Source organism: Undibacterium sp. KW1 (assembly GCF_009937955.1).
Lineage (GTDB): Bacteria > Pseudomonadota > Gammaproteobacteria > Burkholderiales > Burkholderiaceae_D > Undibacterium.
Genome location: NZ_AP018439.1, coordinates 4,395,175 through 4,418,000, shown reverse-complemented (window position 1 = coordinate 4,418,000; position 22,826 = coordinate 4,395,175). Strand labels below are relative to the sequence as shown.

The 22,826-nt window shown below is 50.4% G+C and carries 13 protein-coding genes; 10 read left to right on the top strand and 3 right to left on the bottom strand.

Features of this window, described 5'->3' with window-relative positions; genetic code table 11:
• Nucleotides 1-58 precede the first annotated feature (58 nt).
• The 4 genes from UNDKW_RS19845 (at nt 59) to UNDKW_RS19830 (ending at nt 3,539) form a co-directional block, all read left to right on the top strand.
• Complete coding sequence (locus UNDKW_RS19845; RefSeq protein ID WP_162060129.1) at nt 59-526, top strand: flagellar biosynthetic protein FliO; 468 nt, start codon at nt 59-61, stop codon at nt 524-526.
• 1 nt (nt 527) lies between these two features.
• Nucleotides 528-1,457 (top strand): flagellar type III secretion system pore protein FliP, encoded by a 930-nt coding sequence (gene fliP, locus UNDKW_RS19840; RefSeq protein WP_232063053.1) that lies wholly within the window; start codon nt 528-530, stop codon nt 1,455-1,457.
• 22 nt (nt 1,458-1,479) lie between these two features.
• Nucleotides 1,480-2,265: a sigma-70 family RNA polymerase sigma factor gene (locus UNDKW_RS19835; RefSeq protein WP_162060128.1), complete on the top strand. Its 786-nt coding sequence runs from the start codon at nt 1,480-1,482 to the stop codon at nt 2,263-2,265.
• Between the two features lie 74 nt (nt 2,266-2,339).
• The gene (locus UNDKW_RS19830; RefSeq protein ID WP_162060127.1) at nt 2,340-3,539 is read left to right on the top strand and encodes a lipopolysaccharide assembly protein LapB; all 1,200 of its coding nucleotides are present in this window, start codon (nt 2,340-2,342) and stop codon (nt 3,537-3,539) included.
• Nucleotides 3,540-3,591: 52 nt separating this feature from the next.
• Here the strand turns inward: UNDKW_RS19830 and UNDKW_RS19825 are convergent, their stop codons facing one another.
• The gene (locus UNDKW_RS19825) at nt 3,592-3,993 is read right to left on the bottom strand and encodes a hypothetical protein (RefSeq protein ID WP_162060126.1); all 402 of its coding nucleotides are present in this window, start codon (nt 3,991-3,993) and stop codon (nt 3,592-3,594) included.
• Nucleotides 3,994-4,947: 954 nt separating this feature from the next.
• Complete coding sequence (locus UNDKW_RS19820) at nt 4,948-5,337, bottom strand: helix-turn-helix domain-containing protein (protein ID WP_370529041.1); 390 nt, start codon at nt 5,335-5,337, stop codon at nt 4,948-4,950.
• 21 nt (nt 5,338-5,358) lie between these two features.
• Between UNDKW_RS19820 and UNDKW_RS19815 the strand changes: the two genes are divergently transcribed.
• Together UNDKW_RS19815 and UNDKW_RS19810 are read left to right on the top strand one after the other, a co-directional pair.
• On the top strand, nt 5,359-5,955 hold the full coding sequence (locus tag UNDKW_RS19815) for a hypothetical protein (RefSeq protein ID WP_162060124.1): 597 nt from the start codon (nt 5,359-5,361) through the stop codon (nt 5,953-5,955).
• 18 nt (nt 5,956-5,973) lie between these two features.
• Nucleotides 5,974-6,480, top strand: a complete 507-nt coding sequence (locus UNDKW_RS19810) for a hypothetical protein (RefSeq protein WP_162060123.1) — start codon at nt 5,974-5,976, stop codon at nt 6,478-6,480.
• Between the two features lie 28 nt (nt 6,481-6,508).
• On the opposite strand, the gene UNDKW_RS19805 is transcribed toward UNDKW_RS19810, so the two are convergent.
• Entirely contained in the window at nt 6,509-6,982 is a 474-nt protein-coding gene (locus UNDKW_RS19805; RefSeq protein ID WP_162060122.1) for a 3'-5' exoribonuclease, read from the bottom strand.
• A gap of 113 nt (nt 6,983-7,095) precedes the next feature.
• Here UNDKW_RS19805 and UNDKW_RS19800 point away from each other — a divergent pair, with 113 nt between their 5' ends.
• The 4 genes from UNDKW_RS19800 (at nt 7,096) to UNDKW_RS19785 (ending at nt 22,825) form a co-directional block, all read left to right on the top strand.
• Nucleotides 7,096-7,881 carry a metallophosphoesterase gene (locus UNDKW_RS19800; RefSeq protein ID WP_162060121.1) on the top strand — a complete coding sequence of 262 codons (786 nt, stop codon included), beginning with the start codon at nt 7,096-7,098 and terminating at the stop codon, nt 7,879-7,881.
• A gap of 55 nt (nt 7,882-7,936) precedes the next feature.
• Complete coding sequence (locus tag UNDKW_RS19795) at nt 7,937-8,446, top strand: cyclic-phosphate processing receiver domain-containing protein (RefSeq protein WP_370529040.1); 510 nt, start codon at nt 7,937-7,939, stop codon at nt 8,444-8,446.
• Nucleotides 8,447-9,002: 556 nt separating this feature from the next.
• Complete coding sequence (locus UNDKW_RS19790) at nt 9,003-11,183, top strand: RHS repeat protein (protein WP_162060120.1); 2,181 nt, start codon at nt 9,003-9,005, stop codon at nt 11,181-11,183.
• The gene (locus UNDKW_RS19785) at nt 11,180-22,825 is read left to right on the top strand and encodes a carbohydrate-binding protein (protein WP_370529143.1); all 11,646 of its coding nucleotides are present in this window, start codon (nt 11,180-11,182) and stop codon (nt 22,823-22,825) included. The genes UNDKW_RS19790 and UNDKW_RS19785 overlap by 4 nt, the downstream gene beginning before the upstream one ends.
• Nucleotide 22,826: the final 1 nt, after the last annotated feature.

The window sequence follows — 22,826 nt, the reverse complement described above, 5'->3', positions numbered from 1 at the left end:
CCTTAGCCTCTTGATGTGGTGTGTAAACGCAAAGTCGCAGACAGCAGCGGGAGTGAGTATGCCTGCTGTGCAAATTGCAACTGCCGCATCGATTCCATCAGCTTCGCTGGCTAAATTGGCAGCCTCTGATTCGCCAATGCAGTTGTCGGCGAATATCCCTGTGATCCGCGACAATGGGAAAGGTAAAACAGATGATATTTCATCTGCCTGGCTGATCACAGTGCTTGCCTTGATTCTCGCTTTCGCCTATATCGTCATTAAATTTAAATCAGGTACATTCAATTTAGGTGTGGGACTTCCAGGGCTGGATAAGAAAAGCACCAATTCAGAATTGAAAATAAAGAAGCAACTCATGTTAACGGCAAAAGCCAGTATCCATCTGATTAGCTGGAATGGTGATGAATTGCTCATCGCCTGTTCAGATAATCAGGTAACTGTACTCGACAAAAAGAAAATGGATTTGCCAACCCTATCTGACGTTAATGCAGAGGCTGAATTTCCACCTCAACAAAACGGACAGACATAATATGAGCATTAAAATGTCGATCCACCGCTTTTTATTTTGCTGCTGCCTGCAATTTTTTTTCTGGTTCAGCTTTATATCTCCAGCGCACGCGCGAGATGCCGCTTTAGAAGCTTTTGTGACTCAAAGTACATCCGAAACGACGACTCCAGCAACAGAGCAAAACAAAGAAGAGATCAAGGAAAAAGTCGAGGCTTTGCCAGCGGTTAAACCTGCTGCTACCAGCGCGGTAAAAACTGTCACTACCATCGCTTCACCGGATGAATCGCTGTCGAACAAATTAAAACCATCCATCCTCGCTGCTGGCGATACAAATCAGGCCCTGCGCGTTATTTTAGGTCTGACGGTATTGGCGGTCTTGCCTGCTATCTTGGTTTCCATGACGGCTTTTTTACGTATCATTATCGTCCTGTCGATGTTGCGTCACGCGATCGGGATGCAAGAAACACCTCCTAATTCTGCCATGATAGGTCTGGCTTTATTCATGACATTGTTTACCATGGCACCGACTATGCAAACCATCAATGACCAGGCTTTTCAGCCTTTCATGTCCGGCAAGATGAATGCAGAAGTGGCTTTTGAAAAAACTAGTGTGCCCATGCGCGAATTCATGGTCCGACAAACTCGGGAACAGGATTTGGCATTGATGGTGGAATTATCAAAGTCCAAGGCACCTGAAACCATGGACGATATAAGCAATTTACAGCTGATACCGGCTTTTATGCTTTCAGAGCTTAGAGCAGCATTTCAAATCGGTTTTGTTATTTTTCTGCCTTTTTTATTGATCGATTTGGTAGTGTCGAGCATCTTGATGGCGTTGGGGATGATGATGATGCCACCGATCTCGATTGCTTTGCCTTTAAAGATACTCATGTTTGTATTGATTGATGGCTGGAGCCTGGTATTAAAAGCACTGGTTGGTTCTTTCCATTAACGTTCCATTCACTGCTCACGTAATGGCAGGCACTGCTAATCTCGATGTGTTGATACAAGGAGCGGACTCTGAGGATTCCGAAGCAGTGTTATGGGCGAAGTGGAAAACAAACTCAGACTTTGCTGCCAGAGAGCAGCTTATTGACATTTACATGCCGTATGCCAAGACAGTCGCTGCATCTATGTATGTCAAACGCTATGGGAATGATGTGGAGTTTGCCGAATACTATCAAATCGCTTTGGTCGGCATGCTGGATGCGATGGATAGATTTAATGTCGGAGCCGGAACAAAATTTTCCAGTTTTGCCGGACCAAGAATGCGCGGTGCCATCCTTAACAGCATGGAAGTTCATTCCGAAAAACATCAACAAATCAGCGTGCGCCAACGCCTTAATGCTCAACGGATGGCAGCTAGTAAGGAAATAGCCTTACTGGCAGATGGTGCAAATCCGCATGATAGTGAACAGATTTTTCGTCGCTTGGCCGAGGTTGGCCTTGGTTTGGCACTCTCCTGGCTGCTCGACGACAGTGGTATGGTAAGCAATGAGGGGCTCACATCTCAGCTTCCACCAGTCTATGAAAGTTTGGAATTGAAACAATTGCAAGGGCAAATTCGTTCTCTTGTAGAGCAGTTGTCGAGACAAGAACAAAAAGTTGTGCGATATCATTACCTGCAAAGTACACCCTTTGAAGAAATCGCAGAAATAATGAATGTAAGCAAGGGACGCGTTTCGCAAATTCACCATTCCGCCTTGAAAAACCTTAAGCGGTTGTTAACCATGCAGCGGGATTTTGACTTGGCCTGTTAAACGGATCGCCATGTCAGTGCAAGCAATAGAATGTGAAAATACAAACTTCCCGGCAAGGGAAACGAAAGAAATAGATGATGACCAAAAAAACGACCTCGCTGGAGAATACCTTGATTTCTCAAAATGTATTAACCGAAGTGCAAACAATACGACAACAAGAACTCGGTGCCAGAGTCGCTCGGCTAGAATCGTACTTGAGCAGTGATCCAGACAATAATGTTTTGCTGGTAGACGCGTTTGAAACAGCATTGCAGGCTGCATTGTTCACAAAAGCAGAACAATTCCTCACTTACGCGCAGTCCAAGCAAATCGACACTGTTGGCTGGCAATTTCGTGCCAGCAATTTATATCTTGCTCAAGGGCGTTTCAAAGAAGCTAAGGCCGTACTGATCAGCCTTCAAGAAATGCATGGGCCAAATCCTGCAATCATCCATAACCTTGCTTATATATATTTTCAGCAAAATGACTTTGCTGGAGCATTAGAACAGCTCGGCAATGTAGTTAATGATACTGGACATACTATCCAAGATATCAGCCAACATCAGGTGTTGTGGCTCAGGTGCATGCACAGATCCCTCAGACTGGAAGAAGCGCTTGAGTATGTATTGCGACAGCAAAAGCTAAATCGTCTCTCGGATCAAGCTGCTGGCGTTGCTAGTTTGATTGCGGTTGATTTGGGGAATATGGAGTTGGCTGCCATCTGGGCAAAGCAAGCGTTATTAACAGACTCTGAACAGGTCGAAGCCCTGGTTGCAAATGCGACAGTAGCGTTGGCGCAAAAAAATACGGACCTGTCCCGCAAGTGCTTATTGAGAGCATTGACGAAGAATTCGACTGATGGACGAATTTTTTCACTTTTGGGTTTTACTGAAATGTATGACATGAAAATAGAGCAGGCATTGTCCTATTTACAGAATGCTGTTGCTTATATGCCTGAGCACATAGGCACGCATTTAGGCTTGGGCTGGCTCTATTTTATTCAACGGGATTTGCATGCGGCGAATGCCGAGTTTGAGACTGCGTTAGCCCTTGACCGCAACTTCAGTGAGAGCCATGGAGCTATCGCTGTAATCGCGGCGATGCAAAACCAAGTAGAAAAGGCCGAACTGCATATAGAATTGGCTTTGCGCTTAGATAAAGCCAATTTTTCAGCACCTTATGCAAAAGCTATTTTATCTGGGGAAGCAAACGATGCAGAAGCAATCAAACGACTAGCACAACGCCTGATGAAAAATCGTTTCAGAATTGAAAACCACATGTTAAGGGTAGTTTGAGGTGGGTATGTGCAAAGCATACAAACAGCCGATTGCAGTATGCTTTCGTTTTTTACGATGACGACGAAGGAGTCAGCAGCAAGTCTATTGCTTGTTCAATGACTGGTGCCAGTTCCTGGTCTGCCTGCATCTGATTTTGAATATCTTCTACCATACGAAAAAAACGGGGATCGGCAATCAGCCTGTCCCCGAGTTCATCCAGTAGAACGGACTCTAAAAAAACACGGAAAGCCTTCCTGCGCCTCTGTGGATCCTCCACCGGTATCCCCGCAACTCTTTGAACAATCAAATTTCCCAAGTCTTTTTTTTCTTTTGTGGACGATATTTTTTTTGTTTTTGTTGTTTCTTTTTTTGAGCTGAGACTGCTCGCATGCGGTGTCTTGATGGCTTTGCGCATCGAGTCAATTTGAGTGCGGATAATATTTGCTAACTGGCTAGTGCTTTCTATTTTCATCTTGTTTGATCACTTACACTTAACTTGAAGAGAGACCATATTATGGAATTCTGGATGAGAATAATTCATGATAGCAGCAATAAGCTAACTTCCGATAATTATCACATATCGGAAGTGGTGGTTGATTTCCTGCTAAATTTAAAGGATCTCATACAGTCCCATTCATCACCAGACACGCGCAGCAACTGACTTAGCAGGGCTTTTACCTATTGTTGTGCATGTGCCGCGTTGGTCTGACCATTCAATCCATTGAAGCTTGAGCAGTCATTCTGTTTAGCATTGACCAGGTCTTTAATTTCCAAAGATTAGAAAGATATTGACCACCGTGGTTGTTAGAATTTGTCACCTAATAGAATTAGGCAGTGCACCAGAATTCATTCATTAGAGCTTACTTTTTTCCTTCCAGTGCAGCTGCGTATCCTCATAAAAGTAGCCACCTCCAAGTATTGAAATGATTTATCCTTTCTGACGCAAAGCTGGTTGACTTGGATTGACCTGCGGACGAATTCGAACATCGACGGGAAGTCATATTAAGCTTAGAACTATGTTCATGGTCTGGGAATCGCTCTATTGTCACTGTCCGACTCTCGATACGCCATAGTCATTTTTGATCAAGCCGTGCCACAATTTAAATGCAGTCCTACAGCCCCTATCGTTCAGTGTCACGCTGCTACGCACCAAGCAATTTGTGACAGTCTTTAGGAAAAGCCACGGGGACTGGTTATTCGTTTACCTACCTAATTTCCCAAACTCAGCACTTCTGTTCCGCGTTGTGAAGCTCACGCTATTTCAAAATAATATCAAATTACTTAAGAATCTTGATATTTAAGCAATAGTCTCACAATGATTGTTTGGGTGCCTGACAGTAGGGCTGGGATTTTTCTGTGGCATCGATGTTGGCCTGGCGCACACGGTTATCATGCCGCCATATGCCAATCTCGTCGTATCTGACAATTACTCCAGCTTGTCGTCTACATATGCAAATAAATCGGGATCAAGAAGATCTCGAATAGGAATACCCAAAGCCTGGGCTAGCAGATCCATGTTGTCGATTGACACATTACGGATTCCACGCTCGACCCCACTCACATAACTGCGGCTCAGGTCTGATCTCAGCGCCAAATCTTCCTGCGAAATTTCTTTATGCCGACGCGCACGGCGCAGATTCCGGCCAAATATTTCTTTGCTCGACAGTAGGTTTTTGGATTTCTTCATGCCTGTAAGCATCCAATTTGGATGTCTTACAGTCCACAGCTTATAATAAACGTAATGATTACTATAGTGCACATTTAGCTGGATTTCAGATATATTCTGATTCTGACGGGAATCTTCCACAATACGCATGGATATTGTTAAAAATTTAATATGAAACGACCTACCCAAAGCGATCTGAACTCAGCTGCTTCTACGAACACCCTGACGACCTTGTTTGGTAGTCTGCTCTTTTTGGCTGCCGTCGTGGCGGCATTTGGTCTAATGGTAGGAGAAGAAGCACGCTGGGATGATAAGGTGACAGCCTACTTGCTGATAGGCGGCTTCATTGCTTGGTTCATGTATCTCGTGCGAAGTGGAAATAGCAGGATGAACTCCGCTGTTGATGCAGCCAATAAGGCCTATGGAAGCAATTTCCGACTGGATAAGGCATTTGGTTTCTCCAGTGGTACAGACCTGGTCATGTTCGACACAGAAGCCAAGAAAATCATGTTCAATAAGTTTCGAGGAAAATGCGTATGGGTCTTTGATTTCTCACAAGTCAGCAAGTGGACGATCTTGTGGAAAGAGGAGCTCAAGGTGCAAGGTAATGCAGTCACCACCAAAACCAACAACTTCCAGATCCAATTTTTTCTGAATGACCTGGAGACACCTTCTATCACCATGGGTGTCGGCAAATACTCAGCGGAAGACTGGAGTCACAAGATTGGCTTGATCCTGTCCGGCCAGAAGCTGCCTGACCAGAAGTAAAAAACTAAGCACTTGCATATGAACGAATACACTTTGGACACCCGTACATCGCCTAATCAGCACTTTCCTGATGAAGTACCACACCACCCGAGGGTGTCTGGTCAGGATACACTTCATCGGGATTTAGCTGATCAAGCCGCTATAGACGACTCGTTTGTAGATGCAGATTTGTCGATGGTCATGAGAGAGCATTTTGAACGGTATATCGACCTCTTATTGCTTGATGAGAGAAATCGTCTCCGAACTGCCATCGCCAAAGTCAAGAAGGACGGTCTCGATGATCTGCGTTCGCACCTGACAGAGCGCCAGGAGTTTTTCAGGGGCACAGTCAAGTTGGGCCAATTACTTGGCCTCGTTAGTTCTACCGAGGCCAAAGCTAACAATGCTCGATTTGCCGATGAGCTGAAAATTCTGACAGAGCGCTTAGCATGGTACAGTCAAATACTGACATCGCCAGATTCAATAGACTTTCGTACTAAACGCCAGATGCGATTGAAATACGCATTTTCCGACATGATGAGTTGATGGAAGAATAGAGGCTATTAGGATTGCGTTAAAGACGATCATTATCGCTTTCCTTAAAAGCCGCCAGATTCGCCCTGGCATCATAGAGAGCATGGTGTTGAGGTAGATCATACTTCTTATAAAACTCGTACTTCAGAACTTCATCGATGTTGCTGGCGATTAGATGCGGGTGACACCAGGCTGGAACCTGATAGTCGATGGCATCAATAAATAGATCCCAATCCGTCTGGTAGTCGTAGCAAATCTCGATGTCCGTGTTCTCAGGGCGAACTGCAGATAGCCAGGCAAGGAGCTGCTCGCATAAGCTATCTTTTGACATAGCTGCATCAGTTATCCTACCTAGCAGCGGAATGACTGCCTCGCGTACAAAAGCAGAGCAACTTGCATCTGGAAACGGAACCTCGGCATAGAATTCCTCACTTGCATCACTCACCAAGCCCAAGCTGATTAGGTGCAGGTCGAGGAAATCAGTGAATTCCGTGTCGACGAATATTTTTTTCATGAGTAGTTAATGATCTGAAGCGAGATTTATTTTCAAACATCCGAGTTCAACACTTAAAGGAAGATTTATTCCCATCCGTTATACAAAGAGGATTTTATTTATTGAAAGTTATCATGCGCATTTTGCCATTATCAGATCTTCATCATGAGCTGTGGCGTGAAGCTGCTCCTATTATTGATCCTACCATCAGTCGCCCGGATGTGGTGATCCTGGCGGGAGATATTGATACAGGTGCGAAAGCGGTTGAATGGGCTGCACAGACATTTGAGGGTATTCCTGTGCTCTATGTACATGGCAATCATGAATCCTACGGCAAACATCTGGAGCATATGCAGGAAGATATTGAGGCTGCATGTGCGGTTGCTGGCAACGTGCACTTCTTGAACTGCAGTGAATTCGTTCTTGGGAATGTCAGATTCCTTGGTGCAACGATGTGGACAGATTTCCGACTTTTTGGAGATGGCGATCGGCAATTCGCCATGCGCGAGGCAGAGGCTGTGATGGTTGACTACAAGCGCATCCGCTTGGCCGGTGCCGGGTACCGCAAATTACGATCGGCTGACACGGCCAAATTTCATTCACAGCATAAATCATGGTTGAAGCAAAGGTTGACGGAGCCCTTCGCCGGAAAGACGGTGGTTGTGACGCATATGGCACCGTCGATGAAATCCGTCTCGGAGCGCTACGCCAGTGACATGGTGTCTGCGGCCTATGCCTCCAATTTGGATGACATCGCCTCGCAGGCCGATCTCTGGATTCATGGGCATATGCATGAGTCATTTAATTATCAAATCGGTGATTGCCGTGTGGTGTGCAATCCCTGCGGGTATAAGACCAGGGCGGGCACACCTGAGAATGGTCCGTTCGACCCAAACCTGATTATTGAACTTTCAGAATAGTTTCACAAGTAAAGACAATTTTGACATTCAATACCGAGCATAGGGAGCTTTTGCCATGACTAATAAAACGCGGAAACAACTGATTGACGATTACCTCAAAGAGCTTCCTGGTCCTGCACTGGGAAAAGAAGATTCTTTCTGGGCTAATGTCACACCTGTCGGACGTGAATTTGGCAGTAAGGATTATGAGCGTTTACTAGACCATGACCATCTGGTTCGTACTGCCATGACTTCAGTTGATCCAGCTTGTCTTGCGCTACGCGTGTTTCTGGACGACGAACGCGCCACGCCAGAAGGCTGGGTACGCGTCTACTGGCCGAACGAAGCCATTGACCTGCTGGAAACTAATGCAGTAGCCGAAATCAGCTTGGAACATGACTTGGGCAATGATCAACGAGGCACTGGCTATGATGTAGTTCTGTGGATAGAGGAAGCCGTTGCATTGCATGGCTTCAAGCCACCCAAGATGACCGTGCATTCTGCTAATTCCTCTGCCAGGCAGAAAATGGAGGCTGGTATTAGGGCTATAGAGCAGAGCGTATTGGTGAGAAAAGAGATGACATAGCCGAGATTAGTTGAATTGAATGTTGGCGACACCTATATCCATTTCAATTTCAAATATATGCGATCAGCTGCATATTCCGGTGAAGCCGACCACCTGTGCCGGAAACCATTGACCAGATAAATAAAACCTGCTGGTCTTGCCCTTGGTTTTCATGGTGTAAGAATCCAAGCCTACAATGACTGCATCAAGACTCCTCACTCGCACCAGCTCCTTTAATCACAGCGGTCACCTCTTCCGCCATACGCCTTGCCTCAATCCATTTCACGTTTAATTGCCTAAATAACATTAAAAATTAAATTATCAACGCTTTCTATGCATTGCCGCCTCACTTCTCTTGAAACTTGACGCCGAACGTTATTTTGGCGTTTTAATGTTTTTAATTAACGATAAATATGTGAATAGCTTAATTTAAGAATTAAAAACGAATTTTCAATTTATTTCGATTTCACCTAAACAAATTCCTAAATGTTTGGACTATTGCTTTAAGAAACGACGCTTGTATGGATATTGGCGTCGTTAAATAAATGCCAATAGTTCAAACATAAAAGGAAGTTACATGGTAGCGATCGTCAGCGGCAACAGCACAGGCCTGAACTTAGCATCGTCGTCTAATCTGGGTCAACGCGGTAATTTAGGTTCCGCCAGCCAGGGCAAGACAGGCGAGCAGAGTATCGTCAACATCGCCACTGGCAACCTCATCCTGCAAGACAAAGACGGCTTTCTTGCCAGCCGCGGCAACGACCTTGCTCTGATCCGCACCTACAACAGCCAGGGCACATTCACAGACGACAACGCCGACGGCTGGTGGATCAACGGCTACCGCCGCCTCGTCAACGTCAGCGGTACACTGAATCAGGCGGGGAGCTCCATCCAGCGCGTTGGTACCGACAACTCCATCCAGACCTACGACTTTGATGCTGCCAGCAACAGCTATATGGCCCGTGCCGGTTCCGGTAAATTCGACACCCTGAAGTACGATGCAGGTACCACCAGCTGGACCTGGACTGATCCATCCAGCCAAAGCACAGAAAGCTACGCCGCCCATGGCGACACATGGCGCCTCACATCGTCTAGCGATGCCAACGGCAACAGCGCCACCTATGCGTATGCAGGCGACTACCTCAGTTCCATCACCAGCCCCAATGGCGACAAAGTCGAATTCAGTTATGTCGGCACTAACCTCGCCCAAGAAAAAATCCTCCTTGCCAACGGCACAGTCCAAAGCAACACCACCTACGGCTACGACGCGCAAAATCGCCTGACCCAGGTCAAACTCGACCTGACACCTGAAGACAACAGCATCACCGATGGTAAAGTCTATGTCACCAGCTATACCTATGTCGGCAACAGCAACCTCATTAATAGCATCAGCCAGACTGATGGCACCCAACTGAGCTTTACCTATATCAAACAGGAAGGCACAGACCGCATCGCCAGCATGACCGATGCACTTGGGCGCGTCACCACATTCAATTACGATCTTGCGACTCGCACCACCACCGTCACTGATCCATTAGGTAATAAAAACACCTATACATACGACGACAAACAGCGCTTCACCCAAATTACCGGTCCCGCTGTCGATGGCGTCATCCAAAAGGTTCAGTACCAGTATGATGCTGCTGGCAAACTCATCCAGTCAACGGATGCCCTCGGTAATAGCACCGTCAACACCTATGATACCCACGGCAACCTGCTCAGCCAGACCGACAGCCTGGGTGAGCGTGTCGAGCGCACCTATGGTGACCAACACCAGGTATTGACATCCACGGTCTACCGTACACCTGCTACCAGTGGCCAGGCCGCCAGCCTGCCAGAGACCACCCGCACCATCTACGATGCCCACCTGAACCCACGTTTCGTCGTCAGTGCCCAAGGCAGCGTCACCGAATTCCGCTACAACAATCTGGGACAGCGCATTGCCAGCATCGTCTACCCGGCAGCCAGCTACAACCTGACAGGCTTAAGCACCAGCCAAAGTCTGAGCCAGGCCCAGCTGGACACCTGGGTTAGCACCCAGAACCCGGCACAATCCAGCCGTACCGACTACCAATACAACAGCCGTGGTCAACTCACCAGCATGACCAGTTATAACGCCGTTGATGCGAATGGCAATGGTATCGCCGATGGCAAGCAATCCACCAGCAGCTATGGTTATGACGCCAGTGGCAATCTCCTGTTCAAAGTCGATGCCGACAATAACCAGACCAGCTATGCCTATGATGGTTTAGGCCGTGTCCTGTCGACCACCGATGCTCTGGGGCACAGCAGCATCAATCTCTATGATGATGCCAACCACACCATCACCCAGACCCAGGCCAATGGCCGCATCGATACTGCTGTATATGATGCAGCAGGCCAGTTGATCTCCGTCATCGCTGGCGGCCAGGCGCAAAGCAGCTACCGTTATGATGCCCTTGGCCGTCTCAGTGTCAGCACCGACGCAACTGGTGTCAAACAACTGTACATCTACGACGCCGCAGGCAACCTGCAAGGCATGGTCGATGGTGATGGTAAGGTCACCCAGTATGTCTACAATGCCTTGGGGCAGCGTATCCAGACCATACAGCACAGTGTGCCTTTGACTGCCACACAGATCGCGCAACTGATCAGCAATACCGATACCGTCGCTGTGCCTGCGACAACAACCCCGTCAACCACTCCGGTTACGCCGCCGGTGCTACCAGCACCAACGGCAAATTCTGGGGGGCGACATCGTCTGCTTCTGGCCCGATAACGGTCAGCACGCCGGAATGGAATACGGGTACAACCTACTTGATGGGTGAGCAGGTGACCCACAATGGCAAGGTGTACCAGGCACGGGTTGATACCCAGGGCAGTGAGCCGAATGCCACTCCCGTCAAATGGCTGGAAGTCGTCTCCCCCGACAGTGTCGCTGCCTGGTCCGCCAGCCAGTATTACATGGAAGGCCAGACTGTCAGATTCAACGGCCAAGTCTATATGGCCCGCTGGGATACCGGGCTGGGTGATGAACCCGGTGTCAATAAGGTATGGACGCAAGTACCGGCACCAGGCACGATACGTCCGTGGATGGCAGGTGTTGAATATGTCGTCAACCAGATGGTGACTCGCGACGGCCAGATATGGAAAGCCAACTGGACCACTACGCCTGGCTATGCACCTGGTGTAGAACATGTCTGGAGCCAAGTGGTGCCTGCTGGCAGTAATCCACCCTGGTCCGCTGGCCCTGAATATGTCGAAGGCCAGATCGTCATCCATGATGGACAACGCTGGACACCACGCTGGCCTACTCATGGTGATATCCCAGGTGAAACCCAGGTCTGGGCCCAGGCACCCGAAGCTGGCACCTATGCCCCGTGGGGAGTAGGCGTCACCTATCTCGGTGGAGAGACCATCAGCTACAACGGCCACCTGTGGCTGGCCCAATGGTTCAACAAAGGCGAAACACCCGGTGCAGAAGGCACCTCCGTCTGGGCAGAACAAGGTGTCGCTCCTGCTACGCCGCCAGTCACACCACCAGTACCAGCCCGGGTCTTCTACGACCTGCTGCCCATGCTGACCAGCTCAGCGAACGACCTCATCAGCCGCAGCTTCTATGATGCAGCAGGCCACCTGAGTAAAACCGTCAGCGCTGCCGGTGCTGTCACCGAATACCAGTACGACGGTGCGGGCAACCTGCTCGCCACAGTCCAAAGAGCCACGCTCATCAACACTGCAACACTCACTGTCAGCACCCGTGCCCAGGATGTTGTCTTGACCGCGCATGCCGATGACAGAAACGTGACCTACTTCTATGACCTCAACAACCAGGTCACAGGAACTGTTGATGCAGAAGGCTACCTCAGCCAATACCGTTACGACAGCGCTGGCCGTCGTGTCGAAGTCATCCGCTACGCCACTAAAGTCAGTTCGTCTGTGACCAGCGCCAGCAACTTCGCCAGCCTGATTCCGTCTGCTAATACTGCCGACCAGCACAGCTACGCCATCTACGACAACAAAGGCCAACTGGTAGGCAATGTCGATGCCGAAGGCTACCTGACCGAAATACGTTACGATGCCAATGGCAATGCCCTCAGCAGTACACGCTACATCAACAAAGCTAAAACCCCGGTCACCGCGACTTCTACGCTTGCCAGTTTGCGTCCTGCCGTCCATGCAGAAGACCAGACCAATAGCCAGACCTATGATGCCCTCAACCGCGTCCTCACCAGCACCAATGCCGAAGGCACCCAAAAGCAATATCAGTACGATGTTGCTGGTAACCTGATTAAAGTCATCGATGCGGCTGGTACTGGCGACATCCGCATCAGCAACCAGCGCTATGATCAACTGGGCCGCGTCATCGCTACTCTGTCTGGTCTGGGTAGTGCGCAACTGACAGGTAATCAAAGCCAGCAGCAAATCGACGCTATCTGGGCTCAATATGGCACCAGCTACACCTATGATGCGGCGGGTCGCCGCAGCAGTGCGACCGACCCGAACGGCAATAAAACCCTGTTCTACTATGACCAGAGCGGCAACCTGACGCACACCGTCAATGCTCTGGGTGAAGTACAAGAGCGCAAATACAACCAACTCAATCAACTGGTCAGCACGGTCCAGTATGGAAGCCGCCTGTCCAGCCTGACAGGTATGAATGGTGGTTTGGTCGACAGCAATCTGCGCACAGCGCTGGCAGGCATTGCCAATAGCGCTCTCGATAGCCAGGCAACCGTCAGTTATAACGCTGCCGGCCAGATTGCCAGCGTGACCGATCAGCTTGGTGCCGTCACCAGCTTTACTTATGATGCCTTTGGTGAGCGCCTCACAACTACCGTCAACATCGACAGCAACCATGCCCTGACCCAACTGACTCGTTATGATCACCGTGGCCTGCAAATTGGTTCTACCACAGACCCATTGGGTGCATCAGTCGTTTCCAGCGTTGAGTACGATGCCTTTGGCCGTATCACCCGCACAGTTGACGGCAATGGCAATGAACGCCTGGTCAGCTATGACCGCCTGGGCCGTGCCGTAGGCGGTACTGATGCCAGCCATGTACAACGCACTATCAGTTATGATGCCATAGGCCACATCCTGAGCCAGACCGATGGTAATGGCAATGCCGTGACCTACGCCTACGACACTGCCAACCGTGGCGTCACCATCACCACGGCAGAAGGCGTCAAGGTCAGCAGCATCCATAACCGCCAGGGCCAGACCAGCAGCGTTACCGATGGCAATGGTCATGTCACCAGCTACCAGTACGACACTAACGGTGCCTTGCTGAGTTCTGCCAGCGAATTGAATAGCGTCAGCAATGTCTATGACCATGGCAACCGCCTCATCGAAACCACTGATGCCAATGGCAACAAGGTCAGCTACCACTATGATGCCGCCAACCGTTTGCTGTCACGTACAGTTGACGCCAACGGCCTGGCGCTGACCACCAGCTACCAGTACGATGCCAAAGGCCAGCAAATCAGCATGACGGATGCCAATGGTATCGTCACCCTGACTAATTACGATCTCAAAGGCCAGGTCATCAGCCAGGTCGTCGATCCGACCGGCCTTAATGCCATCACCCGCTACAGCTATGATCAGCGAGGCCAGGTGCTGACCGTCACCAGTCCCGCAGGCAATGTCGTCCAATATGACTATGATGCTCTGGGCCGCCGCATCGCCGAGCACACTGACCCGGCAGGTCAAAACGTTACCCGTAGCTATCAGTACGACGACAATAATAATGTCGTCGCAGCCCGCGACGCCAACGGCAACCTGACCCGCTACGTATATGACAGCAATAACCGTCTGGTCTACACCATCAATGCCAGTGGCGCTGTTCAAAAGAACACTTACGACAATGAAGGCCATGTCGTCAGCGTCATCAACTATGTCACGCCGATATCTCTGACAGGTTTAAGCGAGACAGCAACAATCGCCGACGTCGCTGCCAGAGCGCAGGCAGACAGCCTGCACGATGTCCAGCAAAGCCGTGTGTATGACAAAGATGGCCATGTCCGTTTCAGCATCGATGGCACTGGCAGCGTCACCCGCTATACCTATGATGCCAATGGCAACGTCACAGAACGCATCAGCTATGCCAAAGAAATCAACCTGGCAAACTGGGTTCCCGGCACCACGCCAACTGTCGTGGCAGATGCCGCCCATGACCAGCGTGTGCAAACTGTCTACGATGCACTGAATCGTCCCATTTACGTTGTCAGCGGCACCGGTACCGTTACTAAAACCAGCTATGACGCCAATGGCAACGTCGTCGATGTCGTCAGTTACGCCGCCTCATTGCCTGCCACTACCCCGATGACGGCCAGCGCGCTGGCAACCGCCACAGCAGCTTTGGCTGATGCAGCACATGATGCCCATGTCCACCGTACTTATGATGCCGCCAACCGCCTCACCTGGAGTGTTGATGCCAGTGGTGCCGTTACCCATCTGGTCTACGACAAAAACGGCAACCTGACCAAGCAGGTCCAGTACGCCAATGCCATCGCCGCCAACGCCGCAGCAGAAACAGTGCAGGCCAGTGATGCCGACCGCGTCACCCTGATGAGCTATGACGATGCCAACCGCCTGTCTTACCAGGTCAACGCCGATGGCAGCGTCAGTCACTACATCTATGATGCCAATGGTCAACTGGCGCAGCGTATTGCCTATGCCAATACCATAGCCGCACCTAATGCCAATACCCAACTGAGCAGCAGCGAGATCGCCAGCCAGTTGCAAGTTGACAGTACACAAGACCGCAATGTGCGCTATACCCGTGACACTGCAGGCAGGCTCTTGTTCACGATCGACAGCCAGGGTGCCGTTGCAGAAAACCGCTACGACGCCAACGGCAACCTGGTCGGCACCATCAGCTACGCACACACCATCAATGCGGCCAATCTGCCAGCAGTGGTGTCGTCAGCAACCGTGCGCAGCCTGCTGCAGTCCGATCCGCTCAATGACCATGTCCAGCGCCAGGTTTATGATGCTAGTGGCCGCGTGCTGTTCAGCATTGATGCCCTCGGTTATGTCAAGGGCTATAGTTATGATGCCCTCGGTCGCCTGGTCAAATCGACCGAGTATGCCAAAACCTTACCGGCAGCTACATTTGCCAGCCCAAATCCTTTGACTGAAAATGGCGCCATGCCAGCAACGGACGCGGCAGATCAGATACAGAGCTACCAGTACAATGCCGATGGCCGTTTGATCGCCCATACCGATGCCTTGAACAATACAGAGCGTTTCAGTTATGATGGCCTGGGTAACCGCATCAGCTATAGCAATAAAATAGGTGCCACCTGGACCTATGACTACGATGCTGCTGGTCGCTTATTGAGCGAAACCTCGCCTGTCGTCAGCATGGCCAGCGTCACAGTTGATGCCAATGGCAATTTGCAGATAGGCACAACGGTCAGCGCAGCCCTCGTCAGCCGCATGAGCTACGATGCACTCGGCAACCTTACCAGCCGCACCGAAGCTGCTGGCCGTCCAGAGCAACGCGTCACCCGCTTTGAATATGATGCACTGGGACGTCAGACCAAGACCATCTATCCGGCGACGACAGTCTACGATGCGACAACTGACAATCTCGGTGCCAATGGCGCCAACAGCCTCGCCACCCGATCAGAAAAGTCCGTCACCCTGGAAGCCTCAGTCACCTATGACAGCTTTGGTAATGTCACCGCCAGCCGCGATGTAGCTGGCAATTACAGTTACCGAACTTACGACAAACTCGGCCGTGTCAGCTATGACATTGATGCGCTTGGCAATGTCACTGGCTTTAGCCGCAACAGCTTTGGTAACACAACCTCAGTCACCCGCTATGCCACATCGATCAATGCCACTACGCTCAGTGGCCAGGCAGGCAAGGCACCAGTCAACAGTCAGGTTACTACGGCACTGGCTGGTCTGGACCATAGCCAGGACAGGATTGCCACCAGCCGTTATGACCAACTCGGCCGTGCGGTAGAAACTACTGAACCTGCCACCTGGGTCAACAGCGGCGGCGCAGGTGAAGCCAGCGTACTGGCCTCCAAAATCACACGCTACAGCTACGACGTGTTCGGCAACCTGTCGCAGACAGCCGTACTCAGCAACCCTGCAAACGACAGTTGGACAGTCAGCCGTTACTTCTATGACAAACAAGGTCAAAGAACCGCCAGTATCAATGCACTCGGCTATGTCAGCTTCAGGACTTACGATGCACAGGGTAATGTCATCAGCAGTACAGAGTATGCCAATGCAGGTAGTGTTGATGCGAATGGCAAGCTGGTCTTCCCAGTCAATAGCAGTGATGACCGTACGACACTGTTTACCTATGACAAGGCCAACCGCCAGATCAGCCAGACCCGCATCAATGTGGGTTTCAGTGATGGTACCAACGATATCAGCACTGGCCAGCGCAGCCGTGGCAATGTCACGACCAGTGTTGAATACGATGCCCTGGGTAATGTCATCAGCAGCACTGATGCCCAAGGTAACCGCAGCTACCGTTATTACGATGTCCTCAACCGCCTCAAAGCAGTGGCAGAGCCAGGGACTACGACAGAAGCTGGTGCCACTCTGATCACGCTGACAGAATACAGCCGAGATGCCTATGGCAATGTCGTCACCAAGCGTGACTATGCCAATGCTGCAAGTTCCGTGGGTCAGTATAGTTATTCCTCGATCAGCATCAGCAACGATGACCACATCAGCCTGGCCCGTTATGACGTGCGCGGCAATGTCGTGCAGAATGCCGACGCCAATGGCATCAATCACTTTGCGTCTTACGATGCACAAAACCACCTGCGCAAGCAATGGCAAGGCGTCACCAATGCCGATGGCAGCTTGCATACTCTGTTCACTGCCTATGAATACGATGCCCTGGGCCGCCGCACCGCCAGCATCACACCGGGCAGTAATGTACAGGTCACGACGAACGGTAGTCCGTTCACGGCCATCAACCAGAACCAGACAGCAGTAGTCCGTAATGAAGTTGTCTACAACGCCTTTGATGAAGCCATCCGCGAACGCAGCAATGGCCAGGACGTAGCTACTTTCGATTATGACAATGCCGGCCACCTCTGGCGCACCAATAGCGGTGGCGTCACCCGCGTCATGCAATACGACGTACAAGGCCGCCAGACTGTCACCCTGACCAGTGCAGGCATCAGCACCGCCAGCCTCAACCTCGGCAATGGTGACCCGCTGTCCAACATCAGTACTGCCCATGAAGCCGATAGCGTCGCCGGTCTGCGCCGCAGCACCAGCCAGTACGATGCTCTTGGCCGTGCCGTCACCCTGACGTTGCCGACCCGCGATGGTCAAACGCCTGTGATCCGCCAAAGCTACGACCGCTGGGGCAACCTCACCAGCCGCAGTGACCTCAATGGCTACAATGGTGTCACAACCTTCCAGTACGATGCCAACAACCAGCTAATCCGCCAGATCAGCCCGGATGCCGCGGGCCAGCAAAGCGCCAACAGTGCCATTACTGAAATCTATTACGACCGCCTGGGCCGCCAGATCGCCAACCGAGATGCCAACGGCAACGTCAACCGCATGGCCTACGATGCCAGCGGCCAGCTGATCAAAGAAACCCATGCTGATGGCGGCATCGTCAGCCACGCCTATGACAACTTTGGTAAGCAGGTCCAGTTGACGGATGCCAATGGCAATCACACCCGCTACGAATATGACAAACTGGGCCGTCTGCTCCAGACCACCAGCGACCCTGTTGGCGTTTATGGTACTGATACTGGCAATGTGACCGGTAAAATCCAAAGCCTGGTCAGCCGCACCAGCTACGACGAAGCAGGACGTGTCATTGCCAAGAGCAATGCCAATGGTGAAACCACCAAATATGGCTACGACTTGCGTGGCAACCTCATCCTCACGACAAAGCCCCTGGGGCAGTATGACCAGTTTGCCTATGATGCCCAGGGCAACCAGATCGCTCATCGCGATGCCAATGGTAACGTCAGTACCTGGCAATACAATGTCCAAGGCCAGTTGCAAAGTCACAAAGACATTGGAGGAGCCACCTACACCTACCGCTATGACAGCGCGGGTCAACTGCTGCAACAGACCAATACCCGTGGCCAAAACCTTAACTACCACTACAACGAAGCTGGGCAAGTCACCCAGATCCGCGACTTGGCGACCGACAAGACTACCCTGTATAGCTATAACCTGGCAGGCAAGCATACCCGTGAGCAAACCATCCAGGCTGACATCAGCCTGCAAAACACGCGCCTGAGCTATAACGCCCAGGGTCAGGTTTCTCTCATCGAGGCATTGGATGATGGCTATACCAGCGCCCTGGAATATGACAAAGCTGGCAACCTCAAGCACGAACTCAATATCCAGGTTGCCCAGACTGCAGGGACAACGACACGCCAGGTCAGCATCAGTGGCAGTACACACACAGTCAGCCATGAAACAGTGCAAATCAATGCGGCTGTGCATAACAACAGCTATGCCTATGACAGCATGCAAAGGCAAACGCTGGTGGAAGGCACCAGCAGTACAGCAGACCAGGGCAGTCTGAACAGCACCCAGGGGCATCTGCTCACCTACGACAAGAATGGCAATGTCGCCAGCGACACGGCCTGGGGCAAGGAGCTGGTTGCACAGATTCCGCTGGGGGCAAACGGTCAGCCCGATACCAGCCGCACCACCTATATCGTGCGCGAAGGCATGATTACCCGTTACTTTAGCTATGATGCGGCGAATCGTGTCAGCAAAGTGGCGGTGGCTAGTTATGACCAGCAGGGCAATGCACTGCCGCAATACTTTGCGACTGTGGTGGATGAACGCATGTATGACGGTGCGGGCAGGTTGTTGCAGGAAGGGATTAACGACAATCTGGCAGCAGGGTATCTGCAGGCCTTGCAGGATGTACAGAAGGCGGCGTTTGCGGAAACGGCGACCAGGAAGGCGCATTACTACGATGCTAATGGCTTGCTCAGGAAAGAGGTGACGTACAACGTCCAAGGGCAGAGCACGAATGTAAGTAACTATAGTACCTATGATGCGGTAGGACACTTGCGTGGTTACAGCAGCGGTGACATGGCAGGTAATAATGTCAACGTATCGCTCGACCTGATACTCGGTGAAGGCTATTTGCAAAGCCAGATTCAGTCTAACTACAGCAATGGTGATTGGTCAACACTCACGAGCTGGAACACGCAGCAAATCAGCTACGACGTCAATGGCCAGAAAACCCAGGTCAAGCATGAAGAGCGGTTCACGAACAACACGACCGTGACGTCTTACAAACATCAGGTCACGGATGTGCATGGACAGGTTCTGATCAGTGAGCAGGCCAATACGGCGACGAGTAACCTGATCGTGAATGGCCAGGTGTTTAATAGCTGGACGGGGGCGAACCATAATAACTTTGCGGCGAACAGTGGCAATGGGACGGGTAAGACGGATGTATGGGTGGAGCCGACTCCGGCTCCAACGGCACAATCGTCAGCGCAGGCAGCACCGACACAGTCGGCCTTGTTTGCGGCACGCGGCATGTTTAGCATGATGGCGGTGGAAGATGTGACCGATGTTGCTGATGACAGTGACATGAGCGTAGCGGTGGAAGATAGTAGCGAAGAAGGTGGTGAAGACTTCAGTCCTGCGCCGATGATGATGCGGGCCAGCCTGAGTAGCGTTAGTAGTACTAGTAGCACGTCAGATATTGAAGCGCAGATCATTGCTCTTCAAGTAAAGATGGATGCTGCTACGGGAAATCTGTCTTATAGCCTTAATAATTTGTCGAGGATTCACGATACGCATCCTGCCGATGAAGCATTGCTGGCCTCTATCGAAGAAGGACGCATTGCTGATTATCGTGCGCAAATTGCAGACTATTATTCTCAAATTCAGGCGTTGCAAGCGCAACTGGATACAGGGGGTACTGCGCCAACCACTCCACCTCCAACTGACCTGGCGTCATTGCGGGCTGAACTGGCGCAACGTACTGGTGAGTTGAGTGTAGCGCTGGTCCAATTGCAAAGACTATATGACGTCGATCCGCATACGACAGACACAATGGTAGATTACCTGAAGGCGCGTATAGCAACCCTGCAGGGACAAATTGCTACGCTGAACACGCAAATCAGTACATATACAGGTACCACGCCAGGAGGTGGTGGTACAACTACGCCAACCAATCCGACGAATCCAACAAATCCAACTGACCCAGGCACGCCGACGAATCCGAATTTGCCGCAGCCACCAGTTTTACCTGCACCTGTCACATCGAATGATTTGAACACGTTGCAGACAGAGTTGAATATGCGTGCTTATATGTTGGCCTTGGCAACCACTCAACTTCAGCGACTGACGGCATCCAACCCATCAGCTTCATCAACCCTGGTTGCATGGACGTCGTATATCGATGGCTTGAAGTCGCAAATTAGTAGTATTAATACACAAATCGCTGCGTTACAGCCAGTGACGCCGACGACGCCGACGGGGCCAGCAGGGACGCTTGCTGCGGCAACAGTGGCTAGCGTGTCGCTTAAAGCCAATGTGGATGCGACTAATAATGCCAATGCGAATGTGACGGGCAATGCGGTGTATGCGGTGAATGGGTATCAGAATGCGGTGAATCTGGGGACAGCGGATGCGGCGCAAGACAGGACTAATGCGATGTCAGCTGAGAAGAACCATAATTATGTTAATCCGACATTGGCTGGGACTGGGACAAACAATAATGCTCAGGACTTGGGAAATGAAACTGCAACAACTTCTGTGTATAAGAGTTTGGCCCTGAGCAATCCGGAGGTGAATCCTGAAATGCTGGATGGCGGATACTATGGGCCTATTTCCATATTTAATGGCGACCGTCCATTCATGAAAATGGCTGACGGACATTACCAATTTGTTGGCTACGATAATCCCTATCATCTTAGCCATATGGCATACACGGATATGCTCAATGATGCGCGTGCGCAAGGATGGTCGGACACCAGGAATTCGTTTGAATACAGGCTGGCTGACGGGACGTATATGACGTTAGGGGCGACTGATGGCGATGATTCCAGTAATGCTGACTGGATGACTGCCGATTTTGCTATTGTCAACCAACTGATGGCTCAGGATGGATGGAATTTCGGGGGGCACCAATCAATTGAGCCAGCAGTAGGTTTTAAATCATTGACTGGCGTTATAGATTCTGCAACGACGCTAATAAGTAATTCCGAAATCGATAAAGTTGATGTCCCGAATATTGTTGATTTGCTCCTTGGGATTAACATACCGGTTGCGTCCAGTACTAATTCAATAAATTGGAGTGTTACCCCCGGCGAGCAGGGATATCCTAATCTGCCAAATAGCGCAAAACTTTGGGCAAGTGGCGATAATGCTTTTGTGGCTGGATTTGACGATGCTGGAATTAACCTTAAAAAGGATCCCTTTTCCCCTACTGGGTATGTTATTCCACAATCGGTGTTAACACAGATGCCAATACTAACACCATTTGGCACACTGACATTTATGCCAATAGTTGTTCCCGGAGGTACGCAAGGGAGTAGCGGACTTAACTTCGGTAATTCCAACTATGGCAAGTTCCAGATTGAATTAGGGTCTGCATTGAATGGCGCTTACACACTTTTTACAGATCCAGGGCAGGCATGGAATAACTTTAAGGCTAACAATCCAGGTTTTACGTCTGCATTGAATGGTGCCTACACGCTCTTTACAGATCCAGGGCAGGCGTTGACTAACTTTAAGATTAACGTATTCGGTATAAATCCAGATGGTCAAAATGATGTGATTGTTGGTGGTGGATCTAAAGGACTAAGCGAAGGAGATAAGGCGCTTACTGGTGCCAATGGTGGTGCAGTTGGTGGTGGATCTACTGGATTAAGCGAAGGAGATAAGGCGCTTACTGGTGCCAAAGGTGGTGCAGTCGGTGGTGGATTTGGACAAACAAGTACCAACAATAAATCGGATGGCATTACCTCAACTCCAAAGCTGGACCCGGATAAGACGTCTGTCACCGCTGGCGGAGGATTCCAGACATTGGGGATAGGAGATGCGGCTGGGCTTGGTGCCATATATACTGAGATGAATGGTGGAGATAGCAATACGTCGGATTCGAAATCAGGTGCAACAAATACATCGGAATCTGGGTCATCATTGCCGTTGGGCAGCAGATACAACCAAATGAATCAGCCCAAAAATCCAGGTTACCAGCCTGTTCGAAACGAAGCTGGAACTGTAGACAACACGGATTATTCTGGACATGCTCTTGATCGAATGCAAGACCGCGGAATTATGCCTTCGGTGATCGCTGATACTATTGCGAATGGAGTAGCAACTCCTGGAAGAGGTGGAACTACAATCTATTTTAGCAAAACTAATAATGTCACTGTGGTTACGAATAGTGACGGTAAAGTTGTAACAACAATGTACGGAGGAAAGTAGA